Annotated in this window: 17 protein-coding genes; 3 read left to right on the forward strand and 14 right to left on the reverse strand. The window is 54.3% G+C overall.

Annotation, left to right across the window (positions count from 1 at the left end):
* Positions 1-150 precede the first annotated feature (150 nt).
* From HS100_08910 to HS100_08945, 8 genes are all read right to left on the reverse strand, one after another.
* Positions 151-840: a heme exporter protein CcmB gene (locus HS100_08910; protein MBE7434026.1), complete on the reverse strand. Its 690-nt coding sequence runs from the start codon at positions 838-840 to the stop codon at positions 151-153.
* Between the two features lie 2 nt (positions 841-842).
* Positions 843-1,541 (reverse strand): heme ABC exporter ATP-binding protein CcmA, encoded by a 699-nt coding sequence (gene ccmA, locus HS100_08915; protein MBE7434027.1) that lies wholly within the window; start codon positions 1,539-1,541, stop codon positions 843-845.
* Between the two features lie 130 nt (positions 1,542-1,671).
* Complete coding sequence (locus HS100_08920) at positions 1,672-3,522, reverse strand: c-type cytochrome (GenBank protein ID MBE7434028.1); 1,851 nt, start codon at positions 3,520-3,522, stop codon at positions 1,672-1,674.
* Between the two features lie 56 nt (positions 3,523-3,578).
* Positions 3,579-4,088 carry a zinc-ribbon domain-containing protein gene (locus tag HS100_08925; protein ID MBE7434029.1) on the reverse strand — a complete coding sequence of 170 codons (510 nt, stop codon included), beginning with the start codon at positions 4,086-4,088 and terminating at the stop codon, positions 3,579-3,581.
* Positions 4,089-4,099: 11 nt separating this feature from the next.
* Positions 4,100-4,669 carry a TlpA family protein disulfide reductase gene (locus tag HS100_08930; protein ID MBE7434030.1) on the reverse strand — a complete coding sequence of 190 codons (570 nt, stop codon included), beginning with the start codon at positions 4,667-4,669 and terminating at the stop codon, positions 4,100-4,102.
* A 52-nt stretch (positions 4,670-4,721) separates the two neighbouring features.
* On the reverse strand, positions 4,722-5,237 hold the full coding sequence (locus HS100_08935) for a cytochrome c-type biogenesis protein CcmH (GenBank protein ID MBE7434031.1): 516 nt from the start codon (positions 5,235-5,237) through the stop codon (positions 4,722-4,724).
* A 27-nt stretch (positions 5,238-5,264) separates the two neighbouring features.
* A complete protein-coding gene (locus tag HS100_08940) occupies positions 5,265-7,334 on the reverse strand; it encodes a heme lyase CcmF/NrfE family subunit (protein ID MBE7434032.1) in 2,070 nt (689 codons plus the stop codon).
* Positions 7,335-7,429: 95 nt separating this feature from the next.
* A complete protein-coding gene (locus HS100_08945) occupies positions 7,430-7,912 on the reverse strand; it encodes a cytochrome c maturation protein CcmE (protein MBE7434033.1) in 483 nt (160 codons plus the stop codon).
* A gap of 231 nt (positions 7,913-8,143) precedes the next feature.
* Here HS100_08945 and HS100_08950 point away from each other — a divergent pair, with 231 nt between their 5' ends.
* Positions 8,144-9,502 (forward strand): hypothetical protein, encoded by a 1,359-nt coding sequence (locus HS100_08950; GenBank protein ID MBE7434034.1) that lies wholly within the window; start codon positions 8,144-8,146, stop codon positions 9,500-9,502.
* A 1-nt stretch (position 9,503) separates the two neighbouring features.
* Entirely contained in the window at positions 9,504-11,099 is a 1,596-nt protein-coding gene (locus HS100_08955) for a peptide ABC transporter substrate-binding protein (GenBank protein ID MBE7434035.1), read from the forward strand.
* 57 nt (positions 11,100-11,156) lie between these two features.
* Here HS100_08955 and HS100_08960 read toward each other — a convergent pair whose 3' ends face one another.
* Positions 11,157-12,062: a LysM peptidoglycan-binding domain-containing protein gene (locus HS100_08960; GenBank protein MBE7434036.1), complete on the reverse strand. Its 906-nt coding sequence runs from the start codon at positions 12,060-12,062 to the stop codon at positions 11,157-11,159.
* A 75-nt stretch (positions 12,063-12,137) separates the two neighbouring features.
* Between HS100_08960 and HS100_08965 the strand changes: the two genes are divergently transcribed.
* Positions 12,138-13,121, forward strand: a complete 984-nt coding sequence (locus HS100_08965; GenBank protein MBE7434037.1) for an aldo/keto reductase — start codon at positions 12,138-12,140, stop codon at positions 13,119-13,121.
* 38 nt (positions 13,122-13,159) lie between these two features.
* Here the strand turns inward: HS100_08965 and HS100_08970 are convergent, their stop codons facing one another.
* The 5 genes from HS100_08970 to HS100_08990 form a co-directional block, all read right to left on the reverse strand.
* Positions 13,160-14,569 (reverse strand): FAD-dependent thymidylate synthase, encoded by a 1,410-nt coding sequence (locus HS100_08970; GenBank protein ID MBE7434038.1) that lies wholly within the window; start codon positions 14,567-14,569, stop codon positions 13,160-13,162.
* A 142-nt stretch (positions 14,570-14,711) separates the two neighbouring features.
* Positions 14,712-15,053, reverse strand: coding sequence for a histidine triad nucleotide-binding protein (locus HS100_08975; GenBank protein MBE7434039.1), 342 nt, complete (start codon positions 15,051-15,053; stop codon positions 14,712-14,714).
* 18 nt (positions 15,054-15,071) lie between these two features.
* Positions 15,072-16,169, reverse strand: coding sequence for a hypothetical protein (locus tag HS100_08980; protein MBE7434040.1), 1,098 nt, complete (start codon positions 16,167-16,169; stop codon positions 15,072-15,074).
* Between the two features lie 102 nt (positions 16,170-16,271).
* Positions 16,272-17,408 (reverse strand): polysaccharide deacetylase family protein, encoded by a 1,137-nt coding sequence (locus tag HS100_08985; protein MBE7434041.1) that lies wholly within the window; start codon positions 17,406-17,408, stop codon positions 16,272-16,274.
* A gap of 77 nt (positions 17,409-17,485) precedes the next feature.
* Positions 17,486-18,574 carry an inositol-3-phosphate synthase gene (locus tag HS100_08990; GenBank protein MBE7434042.1) on the reverse strand — a complete coding sequence of 363 codons (1,089 nt, stop codon included), beginning with the start codon at positions 18,572-18,574 and terminating at the stop codon, positions 17,486-17,488.
* Positions 18,575-18,618: the final 44 nt, after the last annotated feature.

The raw sequence follows: 18,618 nt of genomic DNA on the forward strand, positions 1-18,618 counted from the left end.
ATTTCAGATTTGGATTGAAGAATTCCGGCTCTTTCTGGATGTTGAGCTGGATATAGCCCATCAATCTCATCCTACCTGAAAGTTGGTTTCGCAGGCCGGGCTTTCAGCCTGATATTGTCTTTCGCATCTTTCGGCGATAGAGAACGCCAACTATTCTTCGACCACAAAATCGAAGACCATATAAGACACGGCAAGGAAGACCACGTCGTACACGATCAGGAGGTTGAGCGGCGTAAGGATCTCTTCGAGCGGAAGCCCGGCAACGATTCCGCCGCTGGCTTTGACGGACGCCAGCAGCACTGGCACCGCCACAGGGAATAACAAAATGGGAAGCAACACATCGCGTGTGCGCGTCTGCACCGACATGGCGGAGAGCAGAGTCCCGACCGCGATGTAACCGATGGAGCCGAGCAGCAACACGCCGATGAATTCCCACTGGAAGATCCGCGTTTCGTTGTAAAGCATTGCATACAAAGGCACGACGATCGCCTCGACCAAAAGCATGAACGCCAGGTTGCTGATGGCTTTGCCGAAAAAGATCGCGGACCTATCCACCGGCGCGAGCAGGAGTCCGTCCATACAGCCGCGGTCCTTTTCCACAGCCATGGAACGGTTCAAGCCGAGAGTCCCGGCAAAGGCGAATGTCGTCCACAAGACCCCAGCTGTTACGGATTGCCGCACTTTCACATCCAGTTCCAGCGCAAAGTTGAAGATGAGAATAACCAACATTGAAAAGACCAGCATGGCGGAAAGCAACTCGCGGGAACGGAATTCGGCAGCGAGGTCTTTGCGGGCGATGGCGAAAACGGCTTTGAAGAAGGATGGAGAGGGTTGGGTCATGATCAGGCTTCCAACGCTTTCCTGTAAAAATCGAGCAGGTTGGAATTCTTGAAATCATCGCGCGTGCCGGAGGCGGCGATAACTCCGCGGGAAAGGACGTCGAACCGTGTGGCGAGGTCTTCGGCGCGGGCGAGGTCGTGAGAGGTCATGACGACGGTGCGCCCCTTCGCGGCGACGGAGCGCAGGACTTCATCAAGCATTTCCGATGCGTCCTGATCCAAACCGGTATAAGGCTCGTCGAAAAGGACAACTTCCGGGTCGTGGAGAACCGCCCTGCCGATGGCGAGTCGCTGCTGCATGCCGCGCGAAAAAGTGCGGACCAAATCCTTGCGGCGCGGTTCGAGTCCGACCATTTGAAGAACCTCGGAAATCCGAAATTGATGATCGGAGATCCCATACATGCGGGCATAGAATTGCAGATTTTCTTCGGCGGTCAGGTCGGGATACAAAAGAGGAAGATGCGAAACCACTCCCAGCCTCGCGCGAACATTGGCAGATTCGTTCGGGAGGGAGTATCCCGCCACTTTGACGCTTCCCAATGATGGGCGGGAAAGTGAGGCGAGAATCCTCAGGAAGGTGGTCTTGCCCGCGCCGTTTGGCCCGAGCAATGCCACGAATTCCCCCGGCTGGACGTTAAAATCCACCCCTTTGAGGATGGTCTTCAACCCAAAACGTTTGACGAGTCTTTTGACTTCGATCATTGTTGTTTTATGTCATTGCGAGCCGCTTTTGGCCGAGTAGGACAAAGTCCGTATCGAGACCAAGCGGCGAAGCAACCAGTTGTTGCGGGGAGGTTGTTTCGTCGTCGCTTCGCTCCTTCTCGCAACGACATTAACCTTTTCTCTTCATCGCAGCCGTCAATTCTGCGCGGCGTTTTTTGTAGGCTTCGTCCGATATCTTCCCGGCGCGGTGCAGGTCGTCGAGGGCGATGACTGCGTCCATGATGGACTCGGTATCTTCATAAGGTTCATCTTTCTCGTCATCCCCTTCTACATCGTCGTTTATTTTATTGCGGTCGCGCAGAAACATAAAAAGGCCGGCGAGGATGAGCGTCACACCCAGGGCGCCGACGCCGATCAGAACAGTCTGGTTTTGGGTGATATCCGGCGACTCGGCAACATTTTGCGGTGCGCCTGTGAGCGTGAATTCAAAGGAGGAATCCTTATCGATGCCGGGCGAGGTATATACGTGGAAGTTCGCGCCCTGCATGGACTGAATTCCGCCATCGATGAAGGAGGCGCCTTTTGCCTCCACTCCTTCCGGCAGGAAGAGCGTGATCGAGCCGATCGGAAGCAGCGCAGTTTGAATGATCTTGGTTTCCTTCGATTTTGGAATTGTGGCGAAGGCGATCAACCCATATGGCTCTTCGCTGGGCGGCATGGCAAAACCGTCTTCGGTGGGGACGAAGGGCGCGCTGTTATCTGTGGTTTCGAAGCCGAGCCCGGTTGCGCCTTCAGGGAAGGAGATGAACGGGATATTCTGCGCGTCCGCCATTTTTATGAGGACGGTTTCTTCGCCTTCGTTCGTAATGAAATACACCGCAAAGATCTGCGCGTCCTGCCCGGCTAGGTCGAAGAAGATCTGCAACTCCTTCACCTGCAAAGCAGATGTATCGTCTGTGGTTGGGAAAATGACAATGGGCTCGATCACGAGTTCGGCGGCCCCGGCGGGAACAACGGCAAACTCCGACTGATACTTCATGCCGTTCACATCCACTTCGGTGAGATAGATCTGGCTTTCGACGATCTCGACTTCAAAGGCATAACTGCCGTCGGGGTTGACATCGCCTTGTTGATTCAAAATTTCAGTCGGTCCAGCGCTGGGATCGGTGCCGTGATCATATCCATGCAGTGTGACCTTCAAACCGGATGGAAGGTCTTCGCCGGTGCGGTTATCGATCTGACCGCGGATGATTTTTGCGCCCGCCTCTTCCGTGACTTGAGCCTGAGGCGTGCCTTCCGTGACGGTCCCTTCCGCTGACGGGGTCGCGGCTTCGGCGTTGACCTGGGTCTCAGTCGCTGAAACAGCCACTGGCGCGGGAGGAAGCGCGAACGTCAATGTGCGGATATAAGCCGCGACGGCATACGCTTCATCTTCATTGAATCCACTGCCAAAGGCGGGGAAATTATGGCTTCCTTCGCGAATCATTTTTACGAGATCGTCTTCAGAAAGAGCCGACATCATTTGAAGATTGGTGAAAGCTGCACTACAATCGGCGCAGTTTTGTTCGAAAAGAGTTTTGCCGAGTTCGATCTGTTCGTTCGTGCTATGAAGAGTGAGGGCATACGCCACCACATCCCAACGCTCCTGATCGCTGAGGCTCATGAACGGCGGCATGAATCGCTCAAGGTTGCCTTGCGTGACCGTGGCATACCATTTTGCGGGTGTCGCGTCGCGCGCGAATTCGGGCAGACCGATTGGAATGACTGAAACGGGCAGGTCTGCGCTTTGCGGTCCGTCGCCCAAGCCTTTTTCGCCGTGACAAGCCGCGCATTTTTCGGCAAAGATGGCTTTTCCGTTTTCAATGTCTGGCGCCTGCCCGGGATAAAGCGGACCGAGCGTGGGCACCGGCGTCGGCGGGACGTAATTGGGCGGAGGCGTGACATCCGCCGCGAGCGTGACGTTGCATGCGGCGAGCAGGAATGTTCCCACTGCTAAAATGATGATGTGGCGTAAATTCATGAATTCCTCGGTGGATGTGAAGAGTGATCCGTGAATCGCGTTTCACTCATCACTTGTTACTTCAAAGACTTTCCGCACGACGGGCAAAAGTTATCGGTGGTAAGCACGGGCTTGCCGCACGAAGGACAGAACCCGGCGGATTTGCTCTTATGCTGTTTGCGCCGCGCGGCGATCATGGCTTCGATATCTTCATCGTTAATGTTAGCGACGCCGGATGACGAGTCGGCGCGCTGCGCCGCGGCGGCTTTTTCGATGCGGTCTTCGGCATCCTTCGCAGACGAAAGGATCGGCTCGAGTTCGTCGAGCTTGCGCAGGATCTCGGAACCTTTCTTCAACAATTCGGCGCGCTGCTCGGGGTAATCCTCTTCGGGAATCTTTCCCAGTTTGAAATCGAAGTCAAGTTCCTGCAGCGCGTTGATGACGCGGTCGCGCTCGGCTTTCAATGCCGAGATCTCGTGCATTTCGTTCGTCGAGAGCTTGCGCGCGCGGATCATGAAAGGCGCATACAGGTACATGCCAGCGATCACAAGGACCGCCAGGACAAGGAATATTGAACCCAGTTCCATTCGATGCTCCCCTATTCCGCGTTTGCGATGAAAGCCTGGATCTCCGCCAGCGAGGCGAAGGGACCGATCTTGATCTGCCGCAGGACGCCTTCACGGTCGATCAAATAGGTTTCCGGCACACCCATCTGGCGGTTCAGAATGCTCGAAATGTTCGATTGCAGGTCCGGCGCGTTGGGGAAGGTGATGGCGAATTTTTTCAGATAACCGAAAGCGCCTTCGGGCGTATCCACATAATCCACGCCGATGAAGACCACATCGCCGCGGTCTTTATACAATTGCCAGGCTTCTTCGAGTTCGGGCGCTTCCTGTTCGCAGGGTTTGCACCAGGATGCCCAAATATTGATGAGGACGACTTTTCCGCGCAGGTCGGAAAGTTTCATTTCAGGCGTGCCGTTGTATTCATAGCCTTCGAAATAAACGAGGTCGAAATCCGGCACAGGCTTGCCGATCTCCGCCATGGGATTACTGGCGCGGTTCAACCCGAATCCCACCAGCGCAAGCAGGCCCGCAAGGAACACCCAAATGGTGATCTGCGCCCACATCGGCACGCTTCGTTTTGTCGGGGTCGATGACTCTGTCATTGCATTCTCCGTAAGAGACGTGACGGGTTTCTGAAAACCTGTTACGTCTGGATTATTTTCTTTTTTTCAATTCTTCTTCCATCCGCTTTATGTATTCATCATCAACAGAGGATGTCTCCGCCTCTCTGCCCGAGCCTGAAGCGGATGCTGCAACTTTGGGTTTTGTCCACGCTCGAAACGCGTTGAAGAGTACGGCTGCTCCGATTAATAACAAAACCGGCGGGACGACGTAAACAAGCCAGTTGAATCCCGTGCGCGGCGGTTCGGAAAGCACGCGCGCACCGTAGTTGTTCACGAAATATTGTTTGATCTCTTCCTCGGTCCTGCCCTCCGCCAGCTGCTGGCGGATCAATTCGCGCCACTGGCGACATGCTTCGGTCGGGCAGACATCCAGCGGCGTGTTCTCGCACACCGGGCAATACAACTGCTTGGCGATCGCGTTGACCTCATCGTCGGTGGGGGTGGGTTCCTGGGCAAGGGCGGTCTGGTAAAACAAACCAGTTGCCACGAGAACAAACGCAAGCGCGAGAAACCCATAATTGGTAATTCGCAATTTGTAATTGTTCATTTCATCGATCTCCGATTACCAATTGTCTTAATCCGCCGCGCTTGTCTGTCGATTGACAACACCCACCTTGCGCCGGATGGGTTCGTCGGCTGGATCTTTATCGGGCCAGGCGGCGAAGATGAGACCGAGCAGGAAGGTGAGACTGCCGATCCACAGCCAGTTCACCAGCGGGTTGACGTAAATCTTGAACGTCGCGCCCTGACTGGAAACAGGCTGCCAGTCCACAAGGAGGATATACAGGTCATCTCGCAGCGTGGCGTGTTGACCCGGGATGGTCATATTCTGTTGCGAGTCGTAGTAATAGTCGATGCGCGGGAAGAGCTGGCCGATGAAGACTCCGTTCTCGTAAATATCCACGACGGAGCGGGTGTAGTTCACGCCTGCACCAAAGTCATCCCATGAGGCGAGTTCGCGGTATTCCACGCGGTATTCGCCCAGTTCCAGGGATTCGCCCGCGGCGATCGTTCCTTGCGTTTCCTTCTGGAAGATCTCGATTCCCAGAATGCCGATCGCCATCAGCGCCATGCTGATGTGGATGATGTATCCTCCGTAACGGCGGCGGTTGCGTCCCATCAGGCGGCCGAGGGAGGTGAAAAAGTTTTCGTTTTGGGCTTTCATCCTTGCGTTTGCACCGCGCCAGAATTCATGCACCGTTGCGGACAGCACAAAAGCGATGAGGAAGAATCCGATCAGGGCGTAGACGTTTTTTGTATAGGTGAAAACCAGCACAACGGTCAAAATGGAAGCGAGGAGGGCGGACTTCCACAAAGCGCGGCCGAGAGTCTGCACGGTGGAATGTCCCCACGCCGAAAGAGGCGCGATCGCCATCAAGAAAAGCAGGCCGGCAAACAATGGACCCGTCGCGCGTTCATAGTAGGGGGGACCAACAGTGATTTTCGTTCCGGTGAAAAGTTCCGATGCCAGCGGCGAGATCACGCCCCAAAAGCAGACGACAAGGATGCCCATGAAGAGCAGGTTATTGAAAAGGAACAACGCCTCACGCGAAAGCATGGATTTCATTTCCGTTTCGCTTTTCAATTCAGGCCAGCGTTTGATCAGCAAAGCCACCGAAGCGACGAGAGTCAATGAAACGAATGCCATGAACATCGGACCGATCGGGCTGTTCGCGAACGCATGCACCGATGAAAGAACGCCTGAGCGCGTCAGGAATGTTCCAAATACGACCAGCGAATAGGTCAGGATGACGAGGATCATGTTCCAGTGTTTGAGCAGGCCGCGTTTTTCCTGGATCATGACGGAATGCAGGAACGCGGTCCCCGTCAACCACGGCATGAATGCTGCGATCTCGACCGGGTCCCAGCCCCAATAACCGCCCCAGCCCAGCACATCGTATGCCCAGCGCCCGCCAAGGACGAGTCCCATCGAGAGGAAGAGCCACGCCCACAACGTCCAGCGGCGCGTGATGCGGATCCAGCGGTCATCGGTGCGGCCCGTGATGAGCGCGGCCATCGCAAAGGCGTAGGGGATGACGAAAGAGACAAAGCCGAGATAAAGCATGGGCGGATGAATGACCATGCCCGGGTGGCGCAGAAGCGGATTCAATCCCTGACCGTCTTGCGGGGTGAACACGGTCGCACTGGCGGATGGAGCAAACAAACTTGGAACGACCTGCCCGCCGACATCCCAGAAACGCGTGAACGGATTTTCGTAGAAGACCACCATGCCGACAAAAAATGCAAGTGTGATGGAGGAAACCACGATCACCCACGGCAGGAATTCAAGGTCGCGGTCCCATTTGCGGATGGTGACTGCGGAAGTGAACATCGCCAGCAGCCATGCCCAGAACAAAAGCGAACCCGCCTGTCCGCCCCACCAGGCGGTCACTTTTAGGTATGTGGGCATGCTTTGGCTGGTCACTTCGTACACGAATGAAACCTCGAAGTGATTGTTCACCAGCAGGTAGATCAAAACCGCTGCCGAAATCGAAATTAGAGGGAAAGTGAGCAATTGGGCGCGTCGCGCGCTCTCCACGAGGGAGGCGGATCCGTTGCGGACTCCGTACCAGGCGGCGAACCCGCTGTACACCGTGACGATAAAACTTACCAATAAAACGCCGTATCCAAATTCTGGGAGCATAATGTTTTCCTAATATTTCCCCTCACCCCTGGGGATGGAATGAGGGAAGGAATGAAACAAAACCTGATGGATACAACACCCATCAGGTCAATTGGTTAATTCGATGCCGACTGATCCGGCACAGCCTCTTCGTATTTTGTCGGGCACTTGAGCAGCAACTCCTCGGCATGGAAAACACCGTCTTCGCCGAGTTTGCCGGTCATGATCGCCTGCGCTTCGTTGCGGAGCAGGTCGGGCAAGACGCCTTCATAAACGACCTTGATGCGCGCGCGGCTTGGGTCGCTGACGGCTTCATGAAGGACGACCGCCAGACCGCCCTGCGCCTCGATCTCGGCGTTATCGCCGGGCACATGCGCAATTTCGAACGTCAGGGTCAAAGTGCTCGCGTCATACTGGATCGTATCGCCCAGCACCGCCCCGGAGAGACGCAGACTCTTGTTCAAGGCCGCCGGACCCTCCGCTTTCAGCTCGTCCACGGTCATGAAATATTCCGCGCTGGCCTGGGTGGACGAAGCGATGAGATATACGACAGCCGCCAGAATGAGCACACCGCCGATGATGAATTTGTTTTTCTGCATGAATGCCTCCAAAGGGAGTAATCTCTAATTTGAACAAACTGTGTCCATTTTTACATGATGAGATTAATCCGCCCTGAGTATGACGGCGGAAGGATGTCACCTATTCGGCGTGACTTTATCCCAATTTGCGCAGTGACGATTTTCGAACAATACTCCAGCATGGATTCCATTGGGAGAGCCGGACGCGGATGATTTTGATGGTATATTGTTCAAAACGAATGGAGGAAAAGGATGCCCCATAAACTCATCCTGTTACTGATCCTGACTTTGACCCTTATAACCCCGACCTACGCCCAAGCCGCGCCTCACACCAGCGTTGAAGTGGATTCAGCGGAATTGGATTTTCCCAACACTGTGACCTTTTCCGCCGTCATAAAATCGAACGCTGATATCGTTTCCGTCACGCTTGAATACGGAAATGAACAGCTTACCTGCGGCGAGGTCATCGCCAAAGCCTTCCCAGACTTCCAACCCGGAAAATCTGCAGACGTCTCCTGGACCTGGGATATGCGCCAGAGCGGTTCACTCCCGCCGGGCACGCAGATCTGGTGGCGCTGGCGATATACCGATTCGTCCGGAGCCGAGTTCGTCAGCGAAACCAAAACCACCACCTGGCTGGACGACACCCACGACTGGCAGACCGTCTCGAAAGACAACGTCCGCATTCATTATTATGGCAATAACCAGGCGTTCGGTCAGACCATGCTAGATGCGGGCCTCGAAGGGTTGCGTCGCAACAAGGAACAGGCAGGCATGACTCCCGATGTTCCGGTGGATATTTATGTATATCCAAACTATGAAGATATGCGCGACGCGATTCTCTACGAGCCGCAATGGACTGGCGGTCTGGCTTACCCGGACTTCAGCATCATCATCATGGGCATTTCCGGCAACGCGAATTTCGACAAAGGCACCATCATCCACGAGTTGACTCATGTCCTGGTGGGACGGAACGCGTTTACCTGCATCGGCTTCATCCCCACCTGGTTGAATGAAGGTCTCGCCGTCTACAGCGAAGGCGGACCTGACTCGAGCATGCAGGCCCAGCTCGATATCGCCATCCGCGATAATACGTTATTCCCCATCCGCTCATTGGGCGGGAACTTTTCCGAAATTCCCGAAAAAGCATTGCTATCCTATGGGCAATCCTACAGCGTGGTAAAGTACATGCTCGAAACGTACGGGCAGGAGAAGATGAACCAGCTATTGACGGCCTTGAGCGATGCGGAACCCGTCGACGATGCCCTGGTGCGAATCTACGGCGTCGATACCGATGGGCTCGACACGCAGTGGCGCAAATCGCTGGGGCTCCCTGCATTGGTCATTGCACAAGCGACCGCTCAGCCGACTCCAACTCATGTGCCGACCTTCATTCCCATTGCCGGTATTCCGCAGGCGGTCACTCCCACACCGGGGGCGATTCCCACTTCATCGTTCACAAATCCAGATCAACCCGCGCGGACAGGTCCGCCGCTTTCGCTGACGATTGCTTTGATATGTTTCTGCCTGGTCTTCCTTCTCGTCATCGGCGTGATCGCGCTCGGTTTTTTCGTCCGGTCCGGGAACGCCAAAGGAAGAAGGAGTGAGTGAGATGAAAAGAATCATTCTCGGTTTATTCGCGCTTGTAATGATCGGTTCATTTACTCTCACCGCCAGTGTGCCGAACGCGCTTGCCTTGCAGATCGGCGTGCCTTTGGACCAGGCACTGGTTTATAACGGGGGCGAATCTGCCAATTTGCGTGATTACGACCCCGCTACTACATACAGCGCTGGCGATAAATTGGTCTTTAGCGGGCTGGTTGCGCTCGATCCACTCATGAACATCGTTCCGGATCTTGCCGAAAACTGGGAAGTCACCGGCGGCGGGACGGTTTACACGTTTCATATCCGTGAGAACGCCAAATTCCATGACGGGCGCGATGTCACCGCGCAGGATGTGGTCTTTTCGTGGGAGCGGGCCGCGAGCCCTGAATTTCAATCGGATACCGTCCTGACCTATATGGGCGATATCGTCGGTGTGCATGAGAAATATTTCGGTGAAGCCAAAACCATCAGCGGATTGAAGGTCATCGACGAGAAGACGCTCCAGGTCACGATCGATGCGCCGAAGCCTTACTTCCTCATGAAGTTAACCTTCCCCACTTCCTTCATCGTGGATAAGGATAATGTCTCCATTGGTGAGGAATGGGTACGAACACCGAATGGGACGGGTCCCTATAAGTTGACCGAATGGAAATCCTACGAATACATCATCTATGAAGCCAACCCGGATTTCTATCTCGGCGCGCCGTCCATTCCATATGTTGTTTATAAACTTTACGCGGGCTCCGATGTGCGTCTTTTCGAAACCGGTGATGTGGATATTGCGGGCGTGGGTCTATACGATGTGGAACGCATGCTCGACCCGAACGAACCCATGAATGGAAACCTCGTCACCGGCGTGGATCTTTGCACCAATTACGTCGTCTTCGATGTGACAAAACCGCCCTTCGACGATGTGAACGTGCGCAAAGCTTTCAGCATGGCGTTCGACCGCCGGCGATATATCGATGTTTTGTATCAAGGGCTGGCGCTGCCCGCGGTCGGGTTGTATCCGCCCGGCATGCCCGGTTTTGACTATGGATTGAAAGGCCTGCCCTTCGATCCTGAACAGGCGCGCGAATTGCTGGCACAGTCCAAGTATGGCGGTCCCGAAGGGATGCCGGAGATAATCTACACCAACTCGGGCGTCGGCAGTTACATCGGCGGGAACGTCGCCGCGCTGGCGGATATGTGGGAGCATTACCTCGGCGTGACGATCCGGGTTGAGAACCTCGATTTCAATTTCTATTACCAGCAGATATTCTCGGGCAATCACGGTCAGATCTTCGATGGCGGTTGGTGCGCCGATTACCCCGACCCCGAAAACTTTGCGGATGTTTTATTTCACAGCGATATGCCGCAGAATCACGGCGGCTACTCGAACCCCGAGTTGGATGCTCTTCTCGAAGCCGCGCGCATCGAACCCGATGTGACCAGACGCATCGGCATGTACCAGGAAGCCGAACGCATCATCGTGGATGATTCTCCCGTGCTCTTCCTGACCCATTCGCTTTCGTATCTGCTGGTACAGCCTTACGTAAAGGGTTTTGTTTACACCCCGATATCGATCTCGAATGAAAGGTACATGTGGCTGGATGGGAAATGAATTTTTTTTCTTGCCTCTTTCTTTGGCATGAATGAAAGAAGAAAGAGGAAAGGATCCTCAGCGGGCTTGGACCGCAAACTCCACCGCCTCGATCCCCCCGCCGACGCTCGATACTTGAAATTCAAAGCGGATCATTCCCCCCGGCTGGATTCCTCCGCCCTCCCAGCGGCGGACTCCAATGACGGTTCCATATCGGTCATACGCCACAGCCGCGACCCAAACCACGGTTGCGGCTTTTGATTCGGCCGGCAAATAAACCTGCCCGCTGACTTTTGCGGTCATTCCGCTCCAATCCATCTCAGCGGATGTGTTTTCAAGAGAGACGGGTAAATAACCCATGCCGCTTCCTTGCATGGCACTCAGCATTTGGATTTGCGGAGTTGAATCGAGTGGCGCGTTCGGAAAGAACGCATAAACCGGCAGAGACTCGTTCGGTTGAATGATATCCAATGGAAGGAACGCGGTCTGGCTTGCAACGGCATTATTGTTTTCATCCAGGAGATTTATTTGGGCGGAGACGTTCTCGATCAGACCCGGCGTATTGTTTTGAACGAGCGCAAAGCACCACAAGCCCGAATCCGCGGTGGGGTGGCAGGCGGCCTGGGTAACGGGAACAGGCACGGGCGTAAGGAATGAAGCGGCGTTTTGCGTGGAGGAAGGGTCCGGAATGAAAAGAGTCGTGCCGATGGGGAGCGCGTTCGGATTCACATCCGGGTTTGCCGCGATTAGATCCGCTTGGGGAATCTTGAATTTTTCGGCGATCTCGCTCAATGTATCGCCTTCTTCGACGGTATACACCTGCAATGTGTTCGTGGGGATGGGGGTATCGAACGGCAGAACGTTCGGCGTGGTTGTCTTTACAGGCGTGAATGTGTGATGGGGTTGAAGCGGGACATCCGCCGTTTGAGAGCCTGCCGGTGCGCACGCAGAGAGAAACAGAAGTAAAGATGCGAGTTTTCGCATGTGGTGATTATAATTGAGTCAAAAATGCGGCAGTCACTTGCGAGTGAACGTCGCTCGATAATATTTGGAGGCACAATGAATTATCGTCATCTTGGAAGGACAGGGATCCGCGTCAGCGAATTATCGCTGGGTTCGTGGATCACATTCAATCGGCAGGTGGATGTGGACTCGGCGGTGGAAATCATGAAAGTGGCGTACGACCTGGGCGTGAATTTTTTCGATAATGCCGAGGTGTACGCCGGGGGTAAATCGGAGGAGGTGATGGGGGCGGCTTTGAAGAAATTGGGATGGCGCAGGGGAAGTTATCTGGTATCCACCAAGTTATTCTGGGGTTTGCATGACGGGGTGAACGAAAAAGACACGTTGAATCGCAAGCGGCTGATCGAAGGGGTCAACGGATCGTTGGGGCGAATGCAGCTTGATTATGTGGATATTCTTTATTGTCACCGTCCCGACAAGACCACGCCCATCGAAGAGACGGTATGGGCGATGCACAATATCATCGAATGGGGCAAGGCGTTGTATTGGGGCACGTCCGAGTGGGCGGCGGCGGAGATCATGGAAGCGATCGCAATCGCGGAGAGACATCACCTGCACAAACCCGTCACCGAGCAGCCTGTATACAATCTGTTCGAGCGTAAACGATTCTCCGGGGAGTATGTGCGGTTTTATCGCGACCACGGATATGGGACGACGACATTCAGTCCGCTGGCATTGGGCGTATTGAGCGGCAAATATAATCAGGGCATCCCAGAGGACAGCCGGGCGGGCGTGCTCAAATCGGATTGGATGACGGAGAGCGCCACCGACAAGGATAAGATCGCAAAGGTCCAGGCGCTCGAACCGCTCGCCAAGGAATTGGATTGCACACTGTCGCAATTATCCCTTGCGTGGTGTTTAAAGAATCCATTCGTCAGTACGGTGATCACCGGCGCGAGCCGCGTCGACCAGGTACATGAGAATATGAAAGCAGGCGATGTCGCGCCAAAGATCACGCCGGAGATGATGGAACAGATCGATGTGATCTTCGGGGTAAAGAAGGAAGAAGAGGACGATTAATGGAATACCTCCGAGGTCTCCCAGACCTCGGAGGTTTGCTATATCTTCGAAAAATAATTTTGTTCCACGCTTTGCCAGGTCTCTTCCCGTAGATTCATATATTTTGTCAACAACGGGTGAACATTGGAAATCTCCTCATAAATCTTTTGCGCCACCCTTCGGATTGAAAAATGAGCGTTTGCGGCACTTCGCAGTTGACAAAATGCGAACGCTTCGCGTAAATTGAACTGCGCCAGCACGCGGCGGTTGAATCCGTTCGGGACGATGTATTGAGCCACATCCGGATTGAACGCGTGGAGCTTTTCGTACATCCGATGCGCCGCCTCCATTGCCGCCTCATACTTGGACCCGAATCCTGCTTCCGTTATAAGCAGCGGAGTCGTGAACCCAAGCCTTGTGGTCAATCGCTGCGGAGTCTGTGTCATCATGCGGTGACGTTTGAACTCGGCATACGCGCCCTGGTCCATGACGAGGTCAAAGGTATAGGCGGAGTATTCCAACTCGCGCAGGGGGACGTCGTATTTGCCAAGTTTGCCAAGCAGGGATTCGGCCAGTGCCTCGCGTCCATTTTTCCTGAGCGATTTGACGTAAGCAAGCGCGTCGGCATAGGGGATTTCATCGAAACGGTACAAGGCCGCGGCAAGGATCTTCTTTTCGCCGTCCTTGTCGTAATCAATCAGCGAACACCAATCCGTTGGAGTATTTCCCATTCCCCATTCCCTATTTCCCAGTTCCTTCACCGTTTCAATCACATATTCATTCGCATCCGCATACTTCACCAATGTAGGCGTTTCACCCTTGGCGACTTCCTTCAACGTTTCGCCGATCTGACGCACCTCTTCGAGCGGGTGGGAGAGCATTTTGCGGATCGTATTTTCGACGACGCGCGCGTTGGCGGTCATGCCGACGTTGGCGTTGGCGGCGGCGGGAAGGAGAAAGCGGCAGCGGTCCACGTATTGCGACCGGATGCGGCGGTCGTAGGCGTCGTCGGATTCGTTTTCGCGGCGCGGAGTCCGCTCGACGATGAGATTCCTGATCGGGTTCAATGATTCAGCATAGGTCGAGAAGAGGAGGCGCACCGTTTCCGCAAATTCATCCCGCAAGGAATGTCTATCAAGCTCGGGGGGAATCGTGAAATCATCCGGTCCCCATTTTTGATAGCGTGTGGATTTTTCGGTGTACGAAGCGAGGCGGTTACCTTCTATGGCTTCGATGGCGACACGTGAGACATTTTCAAACGCGATGTGCAGGACGGCGTGTTCGGCAACCGAAGCGTGGCCGTAACCGACGACCCATTTCTCATGGAATTTCGCGGATGATTCATCGCTCAACTCTGCTGCAATCTCGCGGAAGGATTCGGGCGAACGCGATGTTTTGGCAAATGCCACGGCAATGGTTTCCGGGCTGAGCGCGCGCGGGGATAGTAGATAAATATCTCGTTTGGGCATGGGTTCTCCATTGTCATTGCGGGCGATAGCGAAGCAATCTCCTTGCAAATCATGATATGAGGTTGCTTCGGGCTTTGCCCTCGCAATGACAGTAAGTTTTCATAAAAAAGCGACCAGCCGGTTTGCGCTGATCGCTCTTCGTTCATCCCATTTTTGTCAGCTGCCTGCCGCCGAGCAGGTGAAGGTGGATATGAAAGACGGTCTGCCCGGCTTCGGCGTTTGTGTTGATGACCAGGCGATAACCTCGTTCGCTTAATCCTTCCTGCGCCGCGATCTGTTTTGCGACCATGAAAAGATGACCGATGGTTCCCTCGTCTTCTCCGCTCAGGGCGTTGACCGAGTCGATATGCCGTTGCGGGACGATCAGGATGTGGGTCGGCGCGGCGGGTTGTATATCGCGAAATGCGTAAGCGTGCTCATCGCGATAGACACTTGTGCTGGGAATCTCGCCTTTAACGATCTTGCAAAAGATGCAATCAGCCATGGAAAATCTCCTTGGGAATCACGGGGTGGGCATGGGGCCGTATTCTTCTTCGCAAACGACCTCATAGTATCGATACTCGGCGTCCTTGTTGGACATAGCAACATCTGCTGCGGCTTTGCCGATGGCGCGCACTGTATCGATCTCATAGAGCGCCTGGTTTGGAGAATAAACCGGGAGAGTCATCAACGGGTCGTCGATGGGACCTTCCGGGATCAAATCCGGGCGTTGCGGATCGGCGGCATCGGCGAGCGGAACCCAATTGTACATGATGGGTCCCCGCGTGTTGAATGTAAACCCCAATTTGAAGCGAAGCTGCCGCGCCGCTTCGATGGGGCGCATGCCGAACCCGCCGTTGGGCCAGATGATGGCGGTCGGCGTTTTTCCAAGTTGATTGGCGAATCCCTCCAGCGAGCCTTGCAGTTCGCGTGCGATGACAAGTTTGGAGATATCGTCGGAGAGATATGCGTCTTCCGTAATGCCGCGCGCCTGATGGTCGACGAAACCTTCATATTCCATCGAAAAATTTTCAGCGACCAAAGCGCTGTCCGGTTCGCGTTCGCTGATCCACCCGTTCGTAATGCTCCAGCCCCACATCATGAAATATTCGCGGAAATATTTGTCGTAATAGTCCGCTCCCTGGTTCCCATCCTGGATCAAAAGGAAGGAACGCGGCGGTATCTCGACGTTGCGCTCCATGAAGGCTTTTAATTGATCCGTATTGATCGCCTCGAATCCCTGCGCCCGGAGCTGGTCCATCAACTCGAAGAATTTGACTACGTTGATACTGTCCGGCAGATCGCCGGTTCCCGGGTTGATATTCCTGATGAGAATGACCATCACCACCGTTCCCGGCGCGGCGTTCAATGGATTCCACTTGCTCCTCAAATACCGGCAGGTCTCTTCGACGTAGTCGTGCGGCGTGTCGAGCGGATTCAATAGATTGGTTTGAAATATGCTGGGGAGCGGCGGTACTGTCGGTTCCAACGGCAGGGATGTGGAAGCCGAACCCTCCACCTGAGGTTGATTCAGCTGGCAGGATACCAAAATGGAAACGATGGAGAATAATATCGTAAATCGAAGCAGGAGTTGTTTATAAGGTATTCGGATGGATTGCATACGCAGAAGATTGTAAACCAGTTCTTGGACAATGGACCGTGGGCGATGGACCGCCGAAAGGCGCAAAGCCGTAATGGCCTAATGTCCATCGTCCACGGTCGATCAGGGAATTGGTCCGTACGCCGGTGCGCAGACGATGTCGTAGTATTCCAGTTCGACACCCTTGTTCTGCTCGGCATAGGCGATGGCTTCATCCCCGATGGCGATCACATTGCCTATATTCTCTCGCACGTTCGCGCTCCAATAGCGGGGAATGGTCATGAGCGGATTCCCGGCGGGGGTTTCAGGGATGGCAAGCGGATTCGAAGCATTGACTGCATCCGCTTGTGGAATCCAGTTGTACATGACCGGTCCGCGCTGGTTGACCGTGAACGCAAGTTTATACCCAAGCGTGGGTCCGATCTCGACAGCCCGCCTCGAAAATCCTCCCCCAGGCCAGATATAGCCGATGGGTGTCTTGTTCATATATTTCTGGATCGAGTTGATCGCGCCCTGCATCTCGCTGATGATGAAATCATCGGTGGAGCCTTCGGAAATGGGGATGTTATGAATGTAACCATGCGATTGATAATCGACCCATCCCTCGGCGGAAAGGGCGGCGTTTTCCGCCCACAGGTCGGTTCGCTCATCGATGCCGATATACCCGTTGACAACGGACCAGCCCCACTGTTCAAAGTAGGGACGCCAGTGGTCATTGAAGTATTCAGCGAAGTGGCGGTCATCCACGATGAAAAGGACGGAGCGCTGGGGGATTTTGGCGTTGTCGTACATGAAATCCGCCATTTGTTGCATGTTGATCGCGGTAAAACCGGATTCGTGCAGGTCATTCATGATCTGTTTGTGCACACTGACGGTCACATCATTTCCGCTCGCTGCGCCTTTGTTGATGCCGTGATGCATGATGACCATCACAATGGTTCCAGGCGCGGATTTGGTCGAGTCCCATTTGTTCTTTAAGTATTGGCATGTGTCCTGCACATAAGTACGCGGAAGATCCTCCGGTTTCAGCAATGAGGATTGATAAGTGCCCGGCAATGCAGGCGGAGTGCGGGGAACGGTCGGGGTCGGGACGGGGGTATCTGTGATCTGCGGAGTCGCAGTCGGCGCGCTGAGTTGGGCAAAGGCTGTTTCGAAAGCGGCCGTCAGCGCGATGCTTGGGTCGGTGGTTGGAGCTGAGGGACCGCACGAAGCGAGAAGCGTAGTCAACAGGCCGAGTGTCAGAATGAAGCGTGATTTCATGCGTCGAATTCTAATCGAAAAAAATGGGATGCCTGCGCAAACAGACATCCCATCGCTAACTATCACTAATTTCTAATTTACTCGTCGCTTTTGCCGGAAACAAAATCCTCCACTTTCTGTCGGGCGACCTCGTCCTTGAATTGCTTGGGCGGGGTTTTGAAGAAGTAGGAGGATGGCCCGATAATGGGACCGGCGAGTTCACGGTCGAGCGCGATCTTGGCGCAGCGGATAGCGTCGATCATCACACCAGCGCTATTGGGACTGTCCCACACTTCAAGTTTGAGTTCGAGGTTGAGCGGTACTTCGCCAAAGGTCGTGCCTTCCATGCGGATGTAGCACCATTTGCGGTCGGTGAGCCAGGGTACATGGTCGCTGGGTCCGACATGCACATTATCCGGATCGAGTTGATAGGGGATCATACTTGTGACCGCGTTCGTTTTCGAGATTTTCTTGCTTTCAAGCCGTTCGCGCTCCAGCATGTTGAGGAAATCTGTGTTGCCGCCGAAGTTGAGTTGATAGGTACGGTCGATCTTCACGCCTCGATCGACGAAAAGGCTGGTCAGCACGCGGTGGACGATCGTCGCCCCGACCTGACTCTTTATATCATCACCGAGGATGGGCAGACCGGCATCTTCAAAACGCTTGCCCCAATATTCAGACGAAGTGATGAAAACGGGAATGCCGTTGACGAAAGCACAGCCCGCTTCGATGATCTGCTCGACATACCACTTGGTTGCCATCTCCGAACCGACGGGCAGAAAGCTGATGACAACTTCGGTTTTGGTCTCTTTTAGCAAACGTACAATGTCCGCAGTGGAGCCGGGCGCCTTGGTGATGACCTGGCTGAGATATTTACCCAAGCCGTCGTGGGTCATGCCGCGCACGACTGGCGCATTGAGATGGGGGACATCACAAAATTTGTAGGTGTTGTTCGGTTCTGCGAAAATGGCCTCGGACAAATCCCTGCCGACCTTGGTGGCGTTGATGTCGATTGCCAATGTGAATTCGATATCGCGGATGTGATACTCGCCCAACTGCGGATGCATGATGCCGGGAATGACATCTTCATTTTTTGCGTTTTTATAGTACTGCACCCCTTGTACGAGGGAGGAGGCGCAATTTCCCACCCCGATGATCGCTGTTCGTACTTTTTTCTTTGTTGCCATTTGATATCTCCTCGAGATGAATTGCAAATACCTTGTTGGTGGTC

The organism is Anaerolineales bacterium (assembly GCA_015075725.1).
Classification (GTDB): Bacteria; Chloroflexota; Anaerolineae; order Anaerolineales; family Villigracilaceae; genus Villigracilis.